The organism is Aphanothece microscopica RSMan92, assembly GCF_046613545.2.
In the GTDB taxonomy this organism is placed as follows: Bacteria; Cyanobacteriota; Cyanobacteriia; order PCC-6307; family Cyanobiaceae; genus NIES-981.
On the sequence record NZ_JBKKKY020000011.1, the window covers coordinates 52882 to 72886 of the forward strand.

15 protein-coding genes are annotated in these 20005 nt (G+C 61.2%); 7 read left to right on the top strand and 8 right to left on the bottom strand.

Going from position 1 to position 20005, the window contains the following annotated elements:
- Positions 1-144: 144 nt before the first annotated feature.
- Positions 145-1260 carry a sensor domain-containing diguanylate cyclase gene (locus tag ACLD7X_RS05030; protein ID WP_411422404.1) on the top strand — a complete coding sequence of 372 codons (1116 nt, stop codon included), beginning with the start codon at positions 145-147 and terminating at the stop codon, positions 1258-1260.
- A gap of 296 nt (positions 1261-1556) precedes the next feature.
- Here ACLD7X_RS05030 and ACLD7X_RS05035 read toward each other — a convergent pair whose 3' ends face one another.
- The 3 genes from ACLD7X_RS05035 to ACLD7X_RS05045 all read right to left on the bottom strand — a co-directional run bounded on the left by ACLD7X_RS05035 (position 1557) and on the right by ACLD7X_RS05045 (position 3259).
- On the bottom strand, positions 1557-1742 hold the full coding sequence (locus ACLD7X_RS05035) for a hypothetical protein (RefSeq protein ID WP_411422405.1): 186 nt from the start codon (positions 1740-1742) through the stop codon (positions 1557-1559).
- A gap of 147 nt (positions 1743-1889) precedes the next feature.
- Positions 1890-2369, bottom strand: coding sequence for a hypothetical protein (locus ACLD7X_RS05040; RefSeq protein ID WP_412006895.1), 480 nt, complete (start codon positions 2367-2369; stop codon positions 1890-1892).
- Between the two features lie 191 nt (positions 2370-2560).
- Positions 2561-3259, bottom strand: a complete 699-nt coding sequence (locus ACLD7X_RS05045; protein ID WP_411422420.1) for a cupin domain-containing protein — start codon at positions 3257-3259, stop codon at positions 2561-2563.
- Positions 3260-3356: 97 nt separating this feature from the next.
- Here ACLD7X_RS05045 and ACLD7X_RS05050 point away from each other — a divergent pair, with 97 nt between their 5' ends.
- Positions 3357-3617, top strand: a complete 261-nt coding sequence (locus ACLD7X_RS05050; RefSeq protein ID WP_412006896.1) for a Nif11-like leader peptide family RiPP precursor — start codon at positions 3357-3359, stop codon at positions 3615-3617.
- 77 nt (positions 3618-3694) lie between these two features.
- Here the strand turns inward: ACLD7X_RS05050 and ACLD7X_RS05055 are convergent, their stop codons facing one another.
- Both ACLD7X_RS05055 and ACLD7X_RS05060 read right to left on the bottom strand, forming a co-directional pair.
- Positions 3695-9085 (bottom strand): beta strand repeat-containing protein, encoded by a 5391-nt coding sequence (locus ACLD7X_RS05055; protein WP_411422407.1) that lies wholly within the window; start codon positions 9083-9085, stop codon positions 3695-3697.
- A gap of 339 nt (positions 9086-9424) precedes the next feature.
- A complete protein-coding gene (locus ACLD7X_RS05060) occupies positions 9425-11380 on the bottom strand; it encodes a PP2C family protein-serine/threonine phosphatase (RefSeq protein WP_411422408.1) in 1956 nt (651 codons plus the stop codon).
- Between the two features lie 403 nt (positions 11381-11783).
- Between ACLD7X_RS05060 and ACLD7X_RS05065 the strand changes: the two genes are divergently transcribed.
- Positions 11784-12425 carry a hypothetical protein gene (locus ACLD7X_RS05065; RefSeq protein WP_411422409.1) on the top strand — a complete coding sequence of 214 codons (642 nt, stop codon included), beginning with the start codon at positions 11784-11786 and terminating at the stop codon, positions 12423-12425.
- 292 nt (positions 12426-12717) lie between these two features.
- Here ACLD7X_RS05065 and ACLD7X_RS05070 read toward each other — a convergent pair whose 3' ends face one another.
- Complete coding sequence (locus ACLD7X_RS05070; protein WP_411422410.1) at positions 12718-13086, bottom strand: antibiotic biosynthesis monooxygenase family protein; 369 nt, start codon at positions 13084-13086, stop codon at positions 12718-12720.
- 595 nt (positions 13087-13681) lie between these two features.
- Positions 13682-14197 carry a zinc metalloprotease gene (locus ACLD7X_RS05075; protein WP_411422411.1) on the bottom strand — a complete coding sequence of 172 codons (516 nt, stop codon included), beginning with the start codon at positions 14195-14197 and terminating at the stop codon, positions 13682-13684.
- 894 nt (positions 14198-15091) lie between these two features.
- Here ACLD7X_RS05075 and ACLD7X_RS05080 point away from each other — a divergent pair.
- Positions 15092-15574 carry a hypothetical protein gene (locus ACLD7X_RS05080; RefSeq protein WP_412006897.1) on the top strand — a complete coding sequence of 161 codons (483 nt, stop codon included), beginning with the start codon at positions 15092-15094 and terminating at the stop codon, positions 15572-15574.
- Positions 15575-15800: 226 nt separating this feature from the next.
- On the opposite strand, the gene ACLD7X_RS05085 is transcribed toward ACLD7X_RS05080, so the two are convergent.
- Positions 15801-16304 (bottom strand): rhodanese-like domain-containing protein, encoded by a 504-nt coding sequence (locus ACLD7X_RS05085; protein WP_411422414.1) that lies wholly within the window; start codon positions 16302-16304, stop codon positions 15801-15803.
- Between the two features lie 439 nt (positions 16305-16743).
- On the opposite strand from ACLD7X_RS05085, the gene ACLD7X_RS05090 reads away from it, so the two are divergent.
- The 3 genes from ACLD7X_RS05090 to ACLD7X_RS05100 all read left to right on the top strand — a co-directional run bounded on the left by ACLD7X_RS05090 (position 16744) and on the right by ACLD7X_RS05100 (position 19529).
- On the top strand, positions 16744-17751 hold the full coding sequence (locus ACLD7X_RS05090) for a hypothetical protein (RefSeq protein WP_411422415.1): 1008 nt from the start codon (positions 16744-16746) through the stop codon (positions 17749-17751).
- A 448-nt stretch (positions 17752-18199) separates the two neighbouring features.
- Positions 18200-18907: a LuxR C-terminal-related transcriptional regulator gene (locus ACLD7X_RS05095; protein ID WP_411422416.1), complete on the top strand. Its 708-nt coding sequence runs from the start codon at positions 18200-18202 to the stop codon at positions 18905-18907.
- A gap of 232 nt (positions 18908-19139) precedes the next feature.
- Positions 19140-19529, top strand: coding sequence for a hypothetical protein (locus ACLD7X_RS05100; protein WP_412006898.1), 390 nt, complete (start codon positions 19140-19142; stop codon positions 19527-19529).
- The last annotated feature ends 476 nt before the right edge of the window (positions 19530-20005 follow it).

Sequence of the window (20005 nt, forward strand, 5' to 3'; positions counted from 1 at the left end):
CCTGGCTGCGCGGAGTCGACCGGGCGCCAGGACAGGATCCCTGCTTGCCTCCGGAGCGCTCAAACACCCTGGCCCCCCCTGCCGGATCGGCCCTGGAGGGGCGGACCGAGCGCCCTAGGGTGAAGCCTGCAGGAGGAGAGCAAGGTGTATCCCGACTACCCCCTGCCCCGCGATGAACAGGACCGGCAGCGGGATCTGGAGGGCTTCGGGGTGCTGGACCATCCCGGCGATGCCCATTTCGACCGGTTGGTTCGGCTGGCCTCCACGGTGCTGGAAACGCCGATCGCCCTGATTTCCCTGATCGACAAGAACCGCCAGTGGTTTCTGGCCCGTCATGGTCTGGAGGTCAGCGAGACCCCGCGCGAGGCGGCGTTCTGTGCCCACGCGATCGTCGGCGGGGAGCCGATGGTGGTGACGGATGCCCGCAACGACCCCCGCTTCTGCAACAACCCCCTGGTGGTGGATGAGCCCGGGATTCGCTTCTATGCCGGCGCTCCGCTGGCCTCGCCGGAGGGGCACAACCTCGGCACCCTCTGCGTCATCGACCGGGTGCCGCGCAACTTCAGCTCATCGCAGGTGAAGCTGCTGCAGGATCTTGCCGATCTGGTGGTGCGTGAACTGGACCTGCGCCGCGGGATGCGGCTCTGTCCGCTGACGGGTCTGGCGAACAGGACGAGTTTCCTGGAGCAGGGCCAGCGGGAGGTGAACCGTGCCCTGGAGGGCGGCCTGCCGATGGCGCTGCTGTTGATCGACATCGATCAGTTCAGCAGGATCAACAACCGCTGGGGGCATCAGGCGGGTGATCAGGTGCTCCGCGATGTGGCCGAGGTCTGCCGGTCGCAGCGCCGTCCCCAGGATCTGGTCGGGCGGCTGCGGGATGATCAGTTCGCCATGCTGATGGTGAACACCGACCCGGAGGCGGCCATGGAGCGGGCCGAGGCGGTGCGCTCAACGATCGCCGATCTGAGCGGCGTCTTCACCAGCAGCGGTGAGGGGCTCTACGCGAGTGGGGGGCTGACGGAGCTGACCCCAGCGGATCGGCGGATCGAGGATCTGCTGGGGCGGGCCGGACAGGCCCTGCTGCTGGCCCAGAGCAGTGGGCGGGAGCACCAGATCGCCCGGCTCGTGAGCGAGCCTGGGGTCAGGCCTTCAGCAGATGGACCCGGCGGGAGTGATGGGTGGTCAGCAGGCGCTGGAGCAGCAGGACGGCGGAGTGACGATCCAGGCAGCTCGCGAAGGGTCGGTGATCCAGGTAGATGAGGTGGAGATCGCCGGCAGTGGCTCGTACCATCGACATTCTTAAGGTTCTCTTTATTTTCTAGATTGGCGCCGGCAGCGGCGCCAATAGGTCGTTGTGCCCATTCCCGCTGGCCGGCTCAGGGCGTTGCCGGATCAGAGCACCGCGTGGGCCACCAGTTCGCTCAGGCTGGCCAGGCAGGCGCCGATCAGGGCGAAGCGCACCGCGCAGTTGAGCAGGCGGGACGTGATCATGAAGCGGATCGGGATCATCGGGTTATCTCCTGGTGTTCTGGGGTAGTGGAGATGGGCCGCAGGGATCAGGACGGGGCCAGATCCATGGCGCTCACCTGCTGGAGGGACACGGCGAAGGCCGGGGAGCCGTTCCGGGAGAGGGGCCAGCGACGCACCCAGCAACTGTCGGAGTCCTGGTCGATGCTGAGCACCTGGTAGGCATGGTCGGGGCTGGTTTCGAGCCGGACCATCTGGCCTTGTTCGAGGTTCATGGCGCAGTTGGCTGAAGGGTGAACGGATTAGCCCTGGCGGAGGAGGGACTGAATCCGGGGACGTTGGGGTGATGGGCCGTCGGACAACTCACAACGTAACGGACTGTTGCGCCGGATTGACAGCCAGTCATGGTTTGGTCACGACTGTCAGCGGACGCCCATGCTGCAGGAGGCGAGCAGCTGCGGCAAGGCCCCGTAGCCGTGGCCATCGCCGAACGCCCGGCGCAGCGGCTGCAGGCCGATCGAGCGTCGGTCGGGGTGCAGCCGCTGGCTGGGGACCACCCAGAAGCGCCACTGGTTCGGATCCTGCGGAGCGACCCGGAGCGGATCCTGCTCCGCCAGCAGGCAGAACACCCAGGCGGTGATGTCCCGGTGGGCCTCCCGCTGCTCGAGTGAAAAGCTGACCGCAGCCGGGGTGTCCTGGTGGGGGGCCGTGAGGAAGGCGGCCGAGGACACCGCCAGGCTGCGCCTGCCGCCTTCGAGGCTCAGCAGCCCGTCACCGCGCCGATGGTCGCCCGGGTCGCGGCCGAGGGCGCGATGCACCAGCCACTCGGCGTAGGCGCTGCGCAGGCGGCTCTCGAGCAGGGGTCCGGCCTGCCAGCGCAGAAAGGCGTCGAGATCCTCCATGGGGGCATCGGGCTGGCGGAGCGAGTCTCGCGGCCTGGCTGGACACCGGCCAGCGGCCTGGCGCCGGGTGAGCAGGGAGTTGACAGGCCCCAGCGCCGCGGCTAGTACAGGCGTACTGGTTCTCGTGTCATGGCTGTCTCCGCTTCCCCCTACGCCCCGTTCCAGGTCGAGCCCTGGATGCGCTGCACGCCTCAACCCTCGGGCGGGCCTCCGGGTGTGCCGTCCGGCCCGAGGGTGGAGGGCAGGTGGCCGGTCTTGACCCAGATCGTGCAGCCCGCCTCACTCCAGGGACGGTGAGCGCTGCCGGGGGGATTGCGCAGCCAGCTGCCGGCCGGGTAGGTGCCCTGCTCGTCCTGGAACACCCCCTCGAGCACATAGATCTCCTCGCCGCCGGGGTGGCCGTGGGGCTGGAACACCGTGCCGGGCGCCCAGCGCACCAGGGCCACATGTTCCGAGCCGAAGGCATGCAGCGGCAGCACCGACAGCCCCGGCACCAGGCCCGGCACCCAGCCGCCGCGGCGGGTGTCGAGCACCACGGTCTGCTGATCGGCGGGGTGCATCTGGTGCAGCTTCACCAGGATCGTGCAGCCGCCGCTGCTGAACGGGGCATGGCTGCTGCCGGCCGGGTTGCGCAGGTAGGTGCCGGCCGGGTGGTCGCCGTGCTCATCGGAGAAGGTGCCCTCGAGCACGAGGATCTCCTCGCCGCCGCCATGGCTGTGCCGATCGAAGCGGCTGCCGGGGGCGTAGCGCACGATTGAGGTGGCCCGGGCCACTTCGCCGCCGAGGCGATCGAGCAGGCGCCGCTCCACCCCGGGCAGGGGCGAGGGGGTCCAGGGGAGGGTGGTGGTGCCCAGGGCGACCCGCTGGGTGCGATCGGCATGCAGCTCCATCGGGGGATTCTGCTCGGGGCTGGGCTGGGCTGGGGCGTGGCGTGGCTCGGAGCTGGCGCGTTGCCTAGCTTTCCGGAAGATTCTCAGAGCAGGCTCGGTGGCGGATTCGATCGAGGCGTTCGTGGAGCGGGTGCGCCAGGACGAAACCCTGCAGCGCACGCTGCGGCTGGCCACCACGGCAGCTGCGGTGAGTGAGGCGGCCGCCGAGGCGGGCTTTGAGCTCAGGCCGGCCGCGATCGTGAAGCACTACGCCCAGCGGCTGCTGGCGGCGGACGACGCGCTGGCGGTGCGGAACTTCGATCGCTGCGGCTGGGATGCCGGCGAACTGCTGTGGCTGCTCAAGACCTGGGAGGACTGAGCGGGGCTGTGCTGCTGGCCATGAAAAAGGGCTGACGTTGCCGTCAGCCCTGCGGGTTGCTGATTGTGGTTGTGGAGTCAGCTGAGTAGTTGCTCCATGCCGGAACTCATGGGGTCGTAGGTGGTGGTGAAGGGGTCGGTTGTGTAGGAGGTCGGCGGGGAGCTGGTGAGGGTGGAGGAGGTGAGGGCGGCGGGATCGTTGAGGGGTTCGGTGTTTGTGGGATCGCTGCCGCTGATCAGGGGCTCGGTCTCCTGACTGGGGGATGGGGAGAGCGGATCGGTACTGGTGGGATCCGTAGCGGTGATGGGTGCCGACGTGGTGGTGTCGGTTGGGGTGGTGGTGCCTCCCGTGCTGGCCAGGCCGGTGATGGGATCGGTTGGGGTGCTGGAGGTACTGCTCTTGGTTTCCGTGGTGGTTTTCAGGGTGATGGCGTTGCCGGTGAGCGGGTCTTCCGTGCTGAGCAGCTGGGTGGTTGAGAGTGTTGTTGTGGTTGGCGCGAGGAGAGACTCAGGAGGTGGATAGTCGACTGCAATGGTCTGCTCGGCTGTCAGGTCTCCGTCTGCATCCACCACATTGAATGTGATGTCCAGGTCAAGCGAGGGGGGTGTTGTTTCCGTGCTGCTGAATCCGGCGTCGATGATCTTGATCGGGCCTGTGCTGTTGTCCTCCTCAATGGTGTTGCCTGGCCCCACCAATCCATCGACAGGCTCACTACTATAGCTGCTTGCTCCGACAGTCCCCGTGCCGACATCGGGATTGAGGTTGATGGCCGAGCCGCTTAGGCCATCATCGCTGTTGAGGATCTGAATGGACTTGATGAGCCAATCGTCGTCAGCTGCAATGTTGTAGTCATTGCTCTCGATGATCAGCAGGGCGTCGTTGTTGTCCAAATAGGCGTCGCTTGGGTCGGCGGGATCGTTGGTTACGAGTTCCTCATAGCGCGTTCCCTCAAGGCTGGCGTAGTCGTCATTTTCGAATAAGTCGCCCTGATCCACGTAGATTGCTCGCGTGGTTGTGATAGATGAATCAGTGCGATCAACCAATTCGAGGTTTATAATCAGATCGTCGACCTCGGTTTCAAACAAGTCAAACTTGATCCAGAAGTCGCTGATGTACTTCTCCTCTGCAGTTGGGGCTCCCGGTAGAGAGAGGTCAGTATATCCAAAAGTATTGTCTGAGTAGAAACGGATGTTCGCGGCTTCTCCCGCTTGGATGGTGTTGCCCGAAACCCCCAAAGCCGTGCTGGAAAGGGTGACACTGTCTTGGTCGCCAGTAATCAGCTCGCCAGCTAGATATGCCTTGTTGTCCACGATGGTGGCCGGATCTCCTGTTTCCTCTGGGTCTACGGCATAGAGTGGGGAGTTGAATCCTGTGATCTGGATCCAGAAATCCTTCCCCAGCTCCCCAGTCGCAACGGGTTGAGGGCCGTTGTGAGGATCAAGCTCGTTCAAGGGGTACGAGTCATATCCCGTCCCGCCGCTCAATGTAAAATCTTGGATCGTAGTGAGTGCATCAAATGCAAGCGTATAGGTGTTTCTGAGGTCTACGTTAGCGTTGTCGGCCTTGTAAAATGTCAAAGTCCCAGTGACTGTCTGATCTGGCGTGTTCGCATCCCTGTCGTGATCGTAGCCGAAACTCACGTCAAAGACGGCTGTAGTGGCGTCTTCGGAGTTCCAGGTAATGCTCGGATTGCTTACCGGATTGTCCTCACCGTTGGCATCGCCAGATAGAGACAGATTGGCGAAATCGCTATTCAAGGCAGAATAAGAGCTTCTATTGTCGGCCCCAATGGAGTACTCAAATGCCCCTGAATAGGTCCAGAGGCCTGTTCCGATTGTTGGGTCTGTATCTGGAACGGGAGCTATGTCGATCTCGGGGATGTCGTCCTTGTCCTGCAGCGTCAGATTGATCGTCGCCAGATCTCCGTCGTTGTCCTTGCCGGTGAACGTCACCGTCGCCAGGGTGTTGATCTGTTCACCCTGCACATCCACGCCCAACAGCAGGTTGTCCAGCAGCGTGTACGTGTAGCTGCCGTCGGCGTTCACCAGCAGCGAGGCCGCCGCATCCACGTTGCTCGTTCCCTGGTACGTACCGGTCTGGTTCCAGTAGAGGGTGACGGAACTGCCTGTGGGAACGGCGACAGCGGACTGTCCAGAGACCTGGACCTGGGTCAGTTCGTCGAACTCGTCGGCGCCCCAGTTGCCGTTGTCGGAGACATCGCCGCTGACGACGCTGCCGTAGTCGACGCCACCACCGGCATCGTTGGCCTCGTCGATGCCCGGGGAGATTTCCTCATCCTCGACAATCGCAACGGCCTCGGCGTCCATGACACCGGGGATGTCGTCCTTGTCCTGCAGCGTCAGATTGATCGTCGCCAGATCTCCGTCGTTGTCCTTGCCGGTGAACGTCACCGTCGCCAGGGTGTTGATCTGTTCACCCTGCACATCCACGCCCAACAGCAGGTTGTCCAGCAGCGTGTACGTGTAGCTGCCGTCGGCGTTCACCAGCAGCGAGGCCGCCGCATCCACGTTGCTCGTTCCCTGGTACGTACCGGTCTGGTTCCAGTAGAGGGTGACGGAACTGCCTGTGGGAACGGCGACAGCGGACTGTCCAGAGACCTGGACCTGGGTCAGTTCGTCGAACTCGTCGGCGCCCCAGTTGCCGTTGTCGGAGACATCGCCGCTGACGACGCTGCCGTAGTCGACGCCACCACCGGCATCGTTGGCCTCGTCGATGCCCGGGGAGATTTCCTCATCCTCGACAATCGCAACGGCCTCGGCGTCCATGACACCGGGGATGTCGTCCTTGTCCTTGAGTGTGAGGGCGATGGTGGCGAGATCACCGTCGTTGTCCTTGCCTGTGAAGGTGACGCTGGCGAGGGTGTCGATCTGCTCGCCCTGGTCGTCGACGCCGAGGAGGAGGTTATCGATGAGTGTGTAGGTGTAGGAGCCGTCGGCGTTGACGAGCAGGGAGGCGGCGGCATCGGTGTCATCGGTGCCCTGGTAGCTGCCGTCCTGGGCCCAGTGGAGGGTGACGGAGCTGCCTGTGAGAGCGACGGGGGATTGGCCGGAGATCTGGACCTGGGTCAGTTCGTCGAACTCATCGGCGCCCCAGCTGCCGTTGTCGGAGACATCGCCGTTGACGACGCTGCCGTAGTCGACGCCACCACCGGCATCGTTGGCCTCGTCGATGCCCGGGGAGATTTCCTCATCCTCGACGATGGCATCTGCCTCGGCGGCCATGGTGCCGGGCCCGTCATCTTCCACTTGGACTGTTACCTGTTGCGAAAAGACACCGGCATCGAGAATATTGAATCCGCCAATATCCCAATCCAGCGTCTCTCCTGAAATACCTGTGTTCTGGAGTACTGTACGATTGGAGTCCTGCGGGGTGAAGTAGGTAATCTGGTCTTTGGCCTGAAGCCCAGTGATTTCGACAATATCTCCCTGGAAGTCAATCTCAAGTGTGAATGTCTTCTGGTTTCCGCCCTTGCCAATCGTGCGGGATGTGGAGGCGTCGATGCCACCCGTTGCGGTTAGGAGGACATTCCCCTTCCCGTCGGTGATGGTTACCTCGGTGATTGTTCTGGTGAGATCGTCATTGGGAGACTCGATCCTGTCGACATCCTTGGCGAATTCATCTCCTAACTGCAGCGCTGTTGGATCCGTATAGAGAGCTTTGATCGTGGCAACGGCATAGTCCCCTCCACCTTGGGTTTGGGAGATGGACCAACTGACTTGATTGGCGCCGAACAAGGCTGTTGGAGTGATCCCTGTGAAGGTGCTCTTGTCGGCCGTCAGCAGTCCCGGAGAGTTCTGGGCAAAGGTGAAGACCACCGCTTCTCCGTCGGTGTCCTTGCCGGGATCAATTCCCTCAATCAGCTGGTTTGTGTTGGCGATGGTTGTACTACCGCCGCCATGGCTGGTGTTGATGGTCTGTCCATGCGTCCAGGCTTCATCCGCAATGACGATGATCTGATGGGTGGCGTCCCCAAAGGCGTTCCAGTTGTTCTGTCCGGCCGCAAGGGTGTCGAGGTCAAAGTCGCTAGCGGTGTAGACGCTGACATAAAGATTGTCGATACTCTCAACATTGTCGTCTGAGCTCGGGGAAGTATGTTTGATGGCTTCGTAGAAAACCGACCAGATCTTTGCTCCCCCAGTACTGGGCTCTAGGTACAGGCCTAATACCAGTTGGCCACTGGTGTCATAGCCCAGAACGATATTGTCATCGCTTGCAGAGCGGAACAGGTAGACGTCTTCATCGTCAATTGTTGTGAGTCCACTTGGCTTCCCGTCTGTTGGAGTGTCGGCGTAGGCATCGAATGCTGTGCTGCCGGCATAGGTGAATGCCAGGTTATTGATTGCGCCATCTGTCGTGATATTGACGGCGTTGGACCCCGAGTTGTTGTTGGCTCCCGTGTAGCCGCTCAATGCGGCACCCGTGACATACCCATTCGCTGGGTTGGTGTTGAAAGCGCGCAGTCCAGTGAGCAGACTGGAGAAACCACCAGGTAGCTGTGTCAGCAGAATGTCGTTGTCTAGCTGACTGGGCGCATTGTTGTTATCTGGATCGGGGGCGTTGGTGATGGCGTTCTGCAGCCCTGCTGTCTCGTCGTAGACGGTGCTGCTACCCGGCGAAAGCGTGGTGCTGTCGGTGAAGCTTGTGGTGGCCATCGGACCCATGGCTAGGTCGTCGGCCGTGCCGAACTCGCCGTCCGGGCCGGCCTCCACCGCCTGGGCACTCAGATCCACCGTGGCATTGAGCGCATCAGGAGGGCCGCTGCCACTGCCGTCGTCATCGCTGGGCACCGTCCAGCTGGTCACCACCGTGCCGTTGACCATTCCGTCCAGATCGCCGGCGCCGCCATCGGTCACCAGGAAGCTGCCGTAGTCGTCGGCATCGCCGTCGGCGCCCGGATCGGCGGGATCATCCGCCAGGGAGAACTGCACCGTGGCACCGCTCGAGAAGCCTGAGGCCGTGATCGTCACCTCCTCGCCCGGCTTGTAGTCGGCCTTGTCGGTGCTCACCGTCGGGCCATCCCCTGCGGCGGTCAGCCCCGCCGATTCCATGCTCTGCAGAGCGCCCTCGTCGTCTGAGGCAGGGGGCCCATCCGGGCGCTCACCTACGTAGTGCTCATCGACCTTGTCCTTGGACACTCCTTTCCCGTGGAGTCTTTCGCCGAGTGAGCTCAGCAGGTCATCCCGGAAGCTGCTCCAGGCGTCACTGTCCAGCAGTGGCGCAGCCACAGGACTGCTGCCGGTTCGCTGTGCTGCTTGCTCGGGTGGAGGTTGATGCGGCTGCTCGAGCGGCAGATGCTCGTCCAGATGCTCAGCCGCCTGTCCCCGGCTGGTCATCCACTGGAGCAGTCCGGCACGGAAGCTGGGCCAGTGGCTGGTGCCCAGGGGGGAGTTGGGCTCGAGAGCGCCAAAAGGCCCTTTGCGGCCGGCGCTGCCGTTGGATGAAGCCATGGTGTGTCATCCGCTACATACCTTTGGTCTAGGCGGGCTTGTGACAGATGCACGACCGGCACACCGTTCTTTACAGATAAGTGGCCTATGTATTGCTTCCTAGGTAGTCTTACCAACTCATCTTGTTCGGTATTTCTTAAGCTTTGGGCTGATGGGTAAAACTTCTTACGTCTCTAGTGGATGGGGCTGCTCAGGTCGAGCTCCAGCTCTTTGCGCGCGCGTTTGTTGTGGCCAAGCCTGGGACATGCCACAGCTGTCCCTGTGCTGCCCGGTGGATTGGTGGGCATGAATCCATGCCGTGTGGGCCTCTGATCCAGGCCTGCGCAGTGTTGCCTGACTTCAGGACGCCTGGGCAGCCTCCTGGACATGCACCACCATCAGGGTGAGGTCGTCGAAGGGTTCGGTGCCGCTGGTGTGCTGGTTCACCGTTTCCACCAGTGAGCTCAGCAAGCCCATGGCTGATAGATCCTGTGGGCTGATGGTCTGCAGATGGTTCAGCAGCGCTGGGCGGCCCCAACCCTCGCCTGTGGGTGAGTGGGCGTCGACCAGCCCGTCGCTGTAGGCAACCAGATACTCACCCCCCCTCAGGTCCACCGAACCCGCGGTGTAGCTGGCGGTCGTGAAGATCCCCACGGCTGGCCCGGTAGCCTCCAGCAGAATCTGCTCAGCTCCCCGCTGAATGATGCACGGTTCATGGCCCGCCGAGACGTAGTGGAATTCCCTCCGACTCGGACAGAGCGCCGCCAGAAAGACGGTGGCGAACATCATCGAATCCTGGTGGTTCCTGGCCATGTAGTCGTTCACTTCCTTCATCGTCTCCAACATGATGGTCTTGGGATCTGAACTGTCGTGCTCCCGCAACAGGCTGTAGCGCAGCAGCGAGCGGAAGACCGACATGTAAAGCGCTGATGGAATTCCCTTGTCGCAGACATCGGCGACAACGAGATAGGTCACATTGTTGATGGATATCCCGTCATACCAGTCGGCGCCAATCTCCTGGGCTGGATACGACACAGCCTGGATTTCCATCCCTTCAGGCTCGGGGATCTTTTTGATCAGAAAGTCTTTCTGAATCTCGCGTGCGGTCTGCAGTTGTCTGCGGGTCACGGCTCCCTTCTTCTCCTCGGCGAGGAAGATCTTGAGCTGGCTGGACGTGCGGTTCACGTTATCCAGTAATACGCCAAGCTCATCATCACGATCATGTTCAATTCTGGTCTCAAAATTGCCGTCACTGATCAATTGCAGGGCTGCTTCTGCTTTTCTTAACGGTTTGATGATGCGATCGCACTGCTGATAGATGACCACGCAGGAAAGCAGCAGGCCACCCATCCCCAGGGCCGCCAGCAGATGCATCAGCCGGTCCCGCTCAGCAAAGACCACGTGCTGATTCAGGACCATCACCGCAGTCCATGTCTCATCAGCATTGTTGATGCTCACAAAATAGGGCTGGCCGTTGATCGTCACGTGATCCAGCACTGATTCGACCTTTCCAGACGTGATGTAGGGCGGCCACTTCGGCTGGAGAAACAGGGGCGCCCAGACTCCTTTCAGATAGTCCTGCTTTGAAAAGACCTTGCTGGCATCCGTTGTAACGGGGTAGATGATGTCTCCGGTCTTGCTGATCAGCATGAACGAGCTGTCAATCGTTCGCGATGTGCCGATCTCGTCCAGGGCCTGCTGCGTTCCCTTTGCCCCTGAGATCACCGACTGGCTGTCCGTGAGCACCTGCTTCAGGCCCGCCTCATCCGAGAGGAATTGCAGTGGCAGGCAGGAGTAAATCGCCCCAACAGGTGCCTCGGTAGTCGGAGTTGAACCAGTGGATCCTGAAGGCGTCGAATAAATCGGGTAGCCGGTGGTCATGCATACGGTCTTCCCGTGGAAGAACCTTTCGACCGTATAGCTATATTCCCCTCGCATGACCTTTTCAAACGACTCTCGCCCCTGCAGGCTTTCTTCCACCTTGGCCTTGATTTCCGCTCGCTTGGTGATCTCGTCACTGCCGGCCAGCAGTTTGGGTGATGGACCCGCCGAGAACACGGCCCAGTGACGATATGGATAGCTTTCCCCCAGGGCATCCACCACCGTTTGCAGCTTTTCAACCCTGCGGTTGCTCACATCTTCGGCGATGGCTTTGCTCAGTACAGCCAGGCTGAAGTTGGTCTCCTGTCCCCATTCGCGGATTCCATTGGAAATCAGCCTTGCTTCCGTTTCCAGCCGTTCCTCGGCAACACGTGTGAGACCTCTTGAAACATAATAATTGGCCAGAACATAGCTCAGGCCCAGGAAGGGAACCAAGGCCAGGAGAATCCGGCCGGTCAGTTGAAATCGGATACTTCGGCTGATGCGCCTTGGATCGAGGCGCGCCAGGGGACCGGAGTGGCGCGGCGGATCCCCTGGCTTGGATTCAGGCCCATCTCCCATGCCCCTTTGGCTGCTGTGCGTTGGCGGCTGAGTGGGCGTAGCGGGCCCATGGGCTGAATCAGTCAACAGTGATGTAGTCTCGCTCTTATCACTCTGACCAGCCATCTCTACTCGGATCTGTCTGCGCAGACTCTCGCACATGCAGCACTGGGCGGCCATCCTTTTGAGCCTTTTCTTGTGCAGTCCTGTTGTGCACTTCGGCCTGCTTCCCACAAGCCGTGCGCTGAGCGCTTCGGTCTCCAGCGGGTTCAGGCCAGCTTCTCCCTGAGTGCTCCTGATGCCTCCCCGGATCCCCCCCTGGCCGCTGCTGCCCGTCGCTGCCCTGCTGATGGGCGCGGCGTTGCCCACCTCCGACTGCCACGCTCTCCGCGACCGTCGCGACCAGGTGCTCCGCGAAGCGATGCAGGCGGAGATTGCCCTGCTGCATCGGGTCCGGCAGCGACTGTGCCCGCGGGAGGAGGTGCTGGCCTCGGCAGCCAACGCCCTGGAGACGGCACCGCCCAGCGCTGCAACGCTGGACTACGCGGCCTACATCCGCTGCCGGGAGCTGGCCGAACAGGAGCTGCAGCGCACACAGCCTGTGCTGTACCGAAGCCAGCGCGGCGTTCCCTTCTACACCCGGGAGGGTGAGCGCCTGGCTCGCCAGGGGGCGGGCCTTCAGGACCAGGTTGATCGCGCCTGCCCCGTGCGGCCTGCCGTCACGGGTCACGGCCAGCGCTATGGAGAGGAGAGCGGGGATCCTCTCTGGTCCAGCCGATCCAAGCTCCCTGACCACCCCCGATTTGTTCCACCTGCCCGATCCCTGGATGTCCGCCGATTCGTCCGGTTCAGCTGTTCCGCCCCAGCTCCTGGCGGTAGGCTGAATTGGCGGTCAATGGAATGCTCCCGATGCCCCTGGTTCCTCGTTGGCGCTACATGACCGATGAGGCAAAAGCGCTAACCAAGCGAACCGCTGTTTCCGCGACGGTCATTCTGCTGACACTGCTGGTCTTCAGGGCCCTTGTCCCCTGGGTTCTGTTGGTTCTGGTTCTCTGGTGGATCTGGAAGGCACTCAGCAAGTAGTCGGGTCAGGGTTGCCGGCAACGGCCCCATCCGCCCCCTACCCCTCCACGTCTGCTTTTTGTTTGCCAGCTCTAATCACCCAATACACTTCACGCTGCCGTGGCTTGGCATGCGCCGGGGCGGCTTCCATCCCGCCCGTGCTGGCCCCGTCAGTTCATCAGCGATTCGGCACGCCAATTGCTGGAGCCCGGCACCGCATCGACGAGCTCTTTGAAGGCGGGTTGCTGGATGGCCTCCTGATAGCTCATCAAACTCGACCATTCCTCCTCCAGGTGGTAGCCACCACCCGGGGCCTCACTCAGCTCAGCTCTGACGAAGCCAGGCTGCTGCTCAAAGAAGTCGTGAATCTCAGCCATCGATGTTTCCAATCTTGCCCTGTCCTGAGGTGCAACGGTGAGCTGCATTTCGAGAACCATGGCGTAGGCCGCGGTGACATTGATCAGCAGGACAGACAGAGCAGCTGCAAGCAGGCCAATCAGCTTCAGAATTGGTCGATGCAGGGCATGAAGCGGCGGCATGGATCTCAATCGGCTTGTATCAGCCTAGAGGGGGTTCCGCCATTCTGATGCCATTGCGCTACGGGGTACGCCATGACCATCACACGGCCCATTCATGAGCACACCCACCTTCACCTGACGCCTGGTCAGAGCGCACCAGGGTGCAGACCCCGATGTGCGCCAGCTCCGCAAGTGCCTCTTCTGCATCAAGGTGGCGCAGCTCCCTGGGGCTCCCCTCAGCAGCGAGGATCGCGTTGATCTCCACCGGCTCCGGCACACAGAACCGCGTGCTCTGGAGGTGATGCTCCGTTGCAGGTTGGTGTCAGGGCCCATGAGCTCGATCGCAGCTCTTCCGCCAGGCTGGGGGAGCTGTCGCCGCTTCGAGCTTTCCCTGAATCCATGGAGGTACCGTCGGCAGGCGGTTCGCCCGGTGCTGCTGCTGGGACAAGGCTGTTGCCGAAACGTCCTTCCCCCCCCCCCCTGCTTGGCGCCTTGAGACCCCTCAGCCGCCAATGGCCTCACGAAGTTTTACGCATTCGTTCCGTGCCGTCGGAGCAGTATCCCTGATGATAACTGTGGCATGGATTCCACTTGCCTTGAGGGACTTCCTTGAGGATCATCCTCCCCACAGTGCCGTCAGTGCGGCTCTGTCCGATGAGGTGTAGTCGGTGCTGCCTGTCCATATGTACGACATGATGGTGTCATCAGTGTTGTATTTGAGATTGGCGCCATTGCCGAAGGGGTGGTCCAGCCCAATGGCATGGCCAATCTCGTGCCGAATGGTCCATTTCTCGAGGTCTGTTATCTGTCCTCCAGACTTGTTTTGCCAGTAAACATCAAACCAGCCATTGCGCCTTACTGTAAGCCCGTCGAAGTTTCTGATTCTTTTTCGACTTGTGATGCGAATATCTGCTTTTGATCGACTTTTCTGTTCAACGAAGCTAAGCCCTGTGAGTTGATCAAGAAAGCGAAAGTTCTCTCGCAAGAAGCCTGCCTCTTCCCCCGAGACTGACTGGCGTCTTCCTTTCCCTTTGCGGCTGATCCAATACTCAACGACCCCATCTCTTCCAGAAAAATTCCAGAGATTCTTGGCGAACTTCGGGTTGGTGATTCCGCGAGGACTGATGCTCATGTTGGATCGTTGGATTGAAGCTGTCAGAGCTTTCAGCTCTCTGAGGCGCTCGGTGGGCGTTGAGGTGCTCTCCCCCCTACCCCCAGCCCACGCTCCTTCCTCGTCCCATGCTCCCCAGACTGTGCCACCTGATCCCTGGGGGTGCCAGCCACGCATGGGCAGCAGCCCAGCTGTCGGACCCAGATCTTGTCGCTGTTCGCTGGCCCTGGGCCCGCCGTCACGAGACCCTGCCACCCCCCGCTCGCCTGGCGGCCTGGTGAATTCAGCCGCAGCAGCCGAGCTCCTCAGCAGCACCCCGACCCTGCCCACTTGGCCTCCCCATCAGCTCCCGGGCCTGATCGTGCTCACGATTTGAGAGCGCCTTGTCGCTCGTCATGGCCCTGCTGCTCAGGCTTGGCCCACCCTGGGGGATAGGGGTGGGGCCTGCTGCACACAACCTCCAAGAGTTCGTGATTGGTGCCCTGATCACCTGGGAGTCATCCCTGCCGATGCGATCGACCTCGCCTCGCCAGATGCCGATGACCCACCAGGCGCTGCGGCCGCTGCGTCATCGACCCGGATCCATCCTGCGTCCCACCTCCTGAGCCTGTTACCTCGTCTGCTTGTTCCACAGGAGTTCCCAGAATGCCCCGGGCACCAACCCTGCTTCTTCGGAGGTAATCCGCCAGTCGCGCCGACACCACGGAGCTGCGCGGCCCCATGGCCAAGCCTAGGATCACAGCGATAGATGAACGACGTCTCACCGCGTGTGCATCGATTTCTTCAGCCTCCCCAGGCCCTGTTGATCCGACCCGATGCCAACTTCTGCCAGGGCCGGCCGCTATGACTCGAACGGAACACATGCCGAAGGACCAACCCTCTGGGCAAGCCGCCTCCCCTTGTACTGAGCCTCTTGTGTATGAGAGCAAGAAGCTCAACCGCACCGTCAGTGCTTCCATCTTGGCCGCTCTGCCGGAGAAGCAACTGATGGTGCTGTACGGAGAGCTTGGTTGGGCAGTTGCGGATGCCAAGGCTCAGCGCATCGAAGTCGAAGAGCAGATCAAGCGAACGGGCACGTCCCATGCATGGCCCCTGCTGGCCAGTGCAGTGGAAAAGGAGTCCGACCTCACAGAACTCTTCAGGGAAGTCAAGGCCCGGCTGGGGTGGGACGCGCCACAGCATCAATGGGACGCACAGCGGGACCCACAGCTGCATCCGCCACTGATGGAAGAGCCCAAGGACACCCTGATCCACAACTGGCTGCCCGATCTGGCGTGGTTCTTTCAGCAGGTGGCCCGCGATGAACTACCACTTGAGACCTACCAGCGTCTGCTCAGGATGGCAGAGCTGCGTCGTTCTATTGAAGTGGCGCGTCTGTACAACACGTCCACCCCGTGAGCACCGGATCTGGATCAGCCCGTCGCTTTGTCCTTGTGATCGGCGGGGAACCCCTGCGTTGCCATCGGTATGGCCCCAGATCATCTCACTCCCAGCCGGCTCCAACGCACGCTGTCAAACCCCAGTCAGAGGAGCTGATCGCTTTCGGAGCTGAACCAGCTGACCTCTCCAGCCACACTGGAGCAGATCGTTCAGACCCCTTCGGCTCGAGGTCTGCAGTCGAAATTCAGTCGTACACCGCCTCATAGCCCCTGGGCAGGAGATTCCACCCACGGCTGTAGACGTGGACGCGACGGGTGGCTCGCCCCCCGTGTTCCAACGCCAGTCCGGCATGGGCCCAGGCCAGCACGCTTCCCTTCAGATTGCGGGTGCGGAATCCCTGCTGGATCAACTGACGCCCGTAGAGGCCGCTGCGTAGTCCGATGGTGCAGTAGGGCACCACCAGGCTGGAGCGGTATCTCTCCTTCTGCCGCTCGAACTGCTCCACGCTGATTGCCCCGGGCAGGGTGGACACCGCCCGCTCCCGTGGTTCCCGCACATCCACCAGCACGATGGCTTTGCCCTCCGCGCGGTGCTGCTGTACGTCCTCCACCAGCAGGTCGGGCACCTCGGGGAATTGGCTTGCCTGGAAGATCCCATAGCGGCGCCCCACATCGCGTGCCCGCTGGGCATCGGAGTCCGCATGTCCGCCCACTCCCGCGCAGCCGAACAGCACAAGCCCGAGGCCCATGGCCACCCAGCTGCCCAGCCCAGGAAGCCTGGAAGGAACGGCTGACTGCTGCTGAGATCGCGGCCTTGGGTTCAACGTGGTTGCCGACACCGTCACAGCGCCCAGGATGGCCGATCACCTGGCAGCAGGTGGGCTCAGGCGTCTGCTGTTCTGCGGCCTGGCCCAGAGCACCCGACGGATCGGCTTCAGGTCATGCGGTGGGTAGTCCGCGCCGAGTCGGCCTCATGCTCCCTGATCAGCCGTAGCAACCTGGGGTGCCTCGACTGTTCGGCACTGCAGAGGCCAGGAGTGACTGGACACCGAGGGCATTCTGTCTAGTCCCTTCTCCTACACAGAAGCCCATTAAATTCTGCTGCGAACTGTCCCAATCTATGGCCTCTGGGTGGGGACTTGTTTGGGTGTTTCTAAGCTGATGGTGAGGAGAGGAGGGTGACTGGCCATGGCCAATTTAGCTCAGTTTCCATTTACGCCGCAAAGCGACACGGCCGAATCCCTGGTCAATGGCTGGGTGCTCGGGGTGCGCAAGGTTGATGCTCTTAGAGGGAATGACATCATCAGAGGCAACGCTATGGGGTGTGGCATCTGCAACGGTGGCATCATCTCCGCTGGACGAGGAAATGATTTACTGGAAGGCACGAATCCCCCTGATTCTGTGGCCGGCCCTCGCAGTATTGCAAACTGGGGTGAAATCAATGCGGGACCAGGCAACGACACAATCAGGGCCTATGGTAGAGGGGGTATCCTTAATCATGGCTCAATACGGTCGGGTTTAGGTGACGATGAGATCCTTGGCGTGGCTGATAACAATTATCCCAGGGAGCAGGCTGAGGAGGAATGGACTAAAAGCGGGATCGTGAATGCAGGTGGAGAGATCATTACAGGGGACGGAGACGACAGCGTAGTCGGCGAGTCTTCGGTGTATTCGGGCATCTCCAATAACATTGATGGCGTCATTGAGACGCGTTCTGGGGCTGATGTAGTCAGGGGGGATGGTTATTTGTTTGGCATCGCCAATGATGGCTCGCTGAAAACAGGATCTGGACGTGATGTTGTGACGGGGGCTGGTGCTGTCTTCGGTATCCGGAACTCTGGTCTTATCGCCACTGGAGATGGCAACGATGTCTTGGATGCCTTCGTTGGTGGGTTTTCTGGCCAAGGCAAGGCCTCTCTTGGGCGCGGTAATGACACCTTGATTGGATTTGTTTCTGAGAGTGGCAAGGGAAATCGGAGCGTTGTGGGTGTCTTTCTGGGAGGCCGTGGTAGTGATAAGGTCCTTTTGGGTGATGGTGTCTACCGGCTTGATCGTGGTCGTATCGGCTTTGTCGGCGACGGACGAGTCATGAAGACCAAAAGTTTCGAGAGGATCGGAGGCGTTGATGGAGGACTCTTCAACTTCAAAGATGGAATCCTGACCATCGCCGGAGGTGTGGCAACCTCCCTGATTTGAAACGCTTAGCTCCCTGCACATCCAGGCGTTTTCACGAACAATCCTTGGCTGCCATGGTGACCATGTAACGAGCTGCCTTGCACCGCAGCAATGCTTACCAAGCGGCTTCCTCGGTTCTGTGCCCGGAGCTCAGGCACTGGTGCTTCACCCTGAGGCGACGTAATGGGTTGCTCTAGGTGCCGATCAGAACGTTCGTCACGGCTACCCACCGTCTGGGCTTGAATGGACTGCCAAGCCTCAGCTGCTCGCAGTCGGCTGTTGCAGGCTCGCCTGCTGAACGAGAAGGGCCACCCGTGCCACTCGGGTCTGGCTGGCCTCGACCTCCAACAGTGGCTCGCGAAGCTGCAGACAGGCTTACACCTGGTGGCAAACAACATCTAGTCTTGCTTCAAATTGGGACTCTGTGCCCTGGAAGCCCAGGCGATATTGAGCAGATCTCCAGCATGCTATGGACCTGACGGAGCTGATCCCCACCATCCCAGCCCTCGTCGAGGAGCTCGGGGAGTTGCTGGCCGCCCACAGAACTGTGGCCTGCCTGGAGCACATGAAGTGGCTGGGAGCTTTCATGTGCATCACGCCAGTTCAAAGGAGTCTTGTCGGTGCCGCTACCGGTGAGGACGAAGCCTTTGAGCTCGTGCGTCAGCACAGACCAACCCTGCTTGTGGCCAGTCAGCAGCTGCAGCAGGGTACAGGGCTTTCCCTTGTGGCTCGAGCAGAGGCCATCGACAGTTCCATCAAGACCCTGCTCGTTGCTGACGACTCCCATCCTCATCTGGTGCGCGAGGCACTGGCAAGAGGCTGTGACGGTATTTGCTTCGAGTCGGGGCGGTTCATGCCGGCCCTGCGGGTGATCGCTGGAGGCGGCATCTACTACCCGAAGATCGTCGCGCAGGAGCTTCAGACACAAGGTGTTCACCATCAACCCGTGGAGCCCCTGACAGAGCGAGAACGCAACGTGTTGAATGGCTTGATGCTCGGGCTGACTGACCAGCAGATCAGCAAACGTCTGGTGGTGAGTCCTGAAACGGTGAAGACCCACGTCAAGCACATCTACCAGAAGCTTGGGGTGGACAATCGAACCAAGGCTGTCGTCAGGTCGATCGCTGCTGGTCTGATCAGCCTGGAAGCTGCCATGCAGGACTCCGGGATTCTGTAACAGAGGGCCCTTCGCTTTCAGGCATCAGCCCGAGCTGGTGAAAATCCCTCGAATGGGGGATCCAGCAGGTGACCTTCCACGGCGATGGTGAAGGAATTCCAGGGGCGACCCAGGCAACCATCGCTGAGACATGATCACTGGACCTCGATCGGCTCTTGATTCGACGACCAAGGCCTTGCTTTGCGAGCGCCGATTGAATCCAGATTCAATGCCGAATACGGACCAGCTGGTCATGCTCTTCCTGCGCCAGCAGGATCTTCTCTCTGGTTCACGTTGGAAGGAGCAGGAACAGATTGCTGCCTTGCAGGAGTTGCTCCGCTGGAAACAGTGGGCATTAAGCGATCATGGCTGGGATTTCTTGAAGCAGAGGATCGAGGAAGACTGCCGCAGGACCCGGGAAGGTGTCGACGAGGTGCCCTGCACTCCCCAACCGGCGGCCGATGTGAAGCGTGTCATGGAGACCTTTCGAACGTCGCAAGAGAAGTCCGTGAAGGTGCCACTCGTTGCTGTTCTATCGCTTCTTCTGGTAGCCACAACCTTTGCGGCCCTTGGCCCAGATTGTGAATCGAGAGGCCTGCTTCGGGAGCATGCTCTGGCAGCCGACTACGGTTGGTTTCGGTAGAGCTTGCCTTGTCTCTGCCGATGGCTTCATCACGCGCGCCAGGGGAGATCAGTCCTTCGACCATGGGCCGCCGTCGACGTCATCCTGGCTGGCGCCCATGGGGAGTTGCCGATTCCCTGAACCCCTCTCCCTCACCTGCCAGCTTCACCGGGGCCGGCTGAGCAGGCCCTGGCCGTCGACAGCTTTCCCGGGCCAGGCACCCAGAACCGCTGCAAACACTTGGAGATCAGCCCAGCTGATCACTGCCATCGCCAGGGCTGATGGGCCGTTCGGCAATCCCGCCTTCATGGGCGAGAAACAATGCGTTACATTCGTTGAGCCGTCCAGCACGGCTCTTCATACCGCCCCTTGGGGCACAACCAACCGTTCTCATGACCACCACTCTCCAGCAGCGCTCCGGCGCCTCCAGCTGGCAGCAGTTCTGCGAGTGGGTCACCTCCACCAACAACCGCCTCTACGTGGGCTGGTTCGGCGTG

Bases quoted from the DNA above. Each gene is read 5' to 3' on its own strand.
- ACLD7X_RS05085 (WP_411422414.1), bottom strand. From the start codon at position 16,304: ATGGGCCTCGGGCTTGTGCTGTTCGGCTGCGCGGGAGTGGGCGGACAT.
- ACLD7X_RS05095 (WP_411422416.1), top strand. From the start codon at position 18,200: ATGGACCTGACGGAGCTGATCCCCACCATCCCAGCCCTCGTCGAGGAG.
- ACLD7X_RS05090 (WP_411422415.1), top strand. From the start codon at position 16,744: ATGGCCAATTTAGCTCAGTTTCCATTTACGCCGCAAAGCGACACGGCC.
- ACLD7X_RS05065 (WP_411422409.1), top strand. From the start codon at position 11,784: ATGCCTCCCCGGATCCCCCCCTGGCCGCTGCTGCCCGTCGCTGCCCTG.
- ACLD7X_RS05035 (WP_411422405.1), bottom strand. From the start codon at position 1,742: ATGAACCTCGAACAAGGCCAGATGGTCCGGCTCGAAACCAGCCCCGAC.
- ACLD7X_RS05075 (WP_411422411.1), bottom strand. From the start codon at position 14,197: ATGAGCATCAGTCCTCGCGGAATCACCAACCCGAAGTTCGCCAAGAAT.
- ACLD7X_RS05045 (WP_411422420.1), bottom strand. From the start codon at position 3,259: ATGGAGCTGCATGCCGATCGCACCCAGCGGGTCGCCCTGGGCACCACC.
- ACLD7X_RS05040 (WP_412006895.1), bottom strand. From the start codon at position 2,369: ATGGAGGATCTCGACGCCTTTCTGCGCTGGCAGGCCGGACCCCTGCTC.
- ACLD7X_RS05100 (WP_412006898.1), top strand. From the start codon at position 19,140: ATGCTCTTCCTGCGCCAGCAGGATCTTCTCTCTGGTTCACGTTGGAAG.
- ACLD7X_RS05055 (WP_411422407.1), bottom strand. From the start codon at position 9,085: ATGGCTTCATCCAACGGCAGCGCCGGCCGCAAAGGGCCTTTTGGCGCT.
- ACLD7X_RS05070 (WP_411422410.1), bottom strand. From the start codon at position 13,086: ATGCCGCCGCTTCATGCCCTGCATCGACCAATTCTGAAGCTGATTGGC.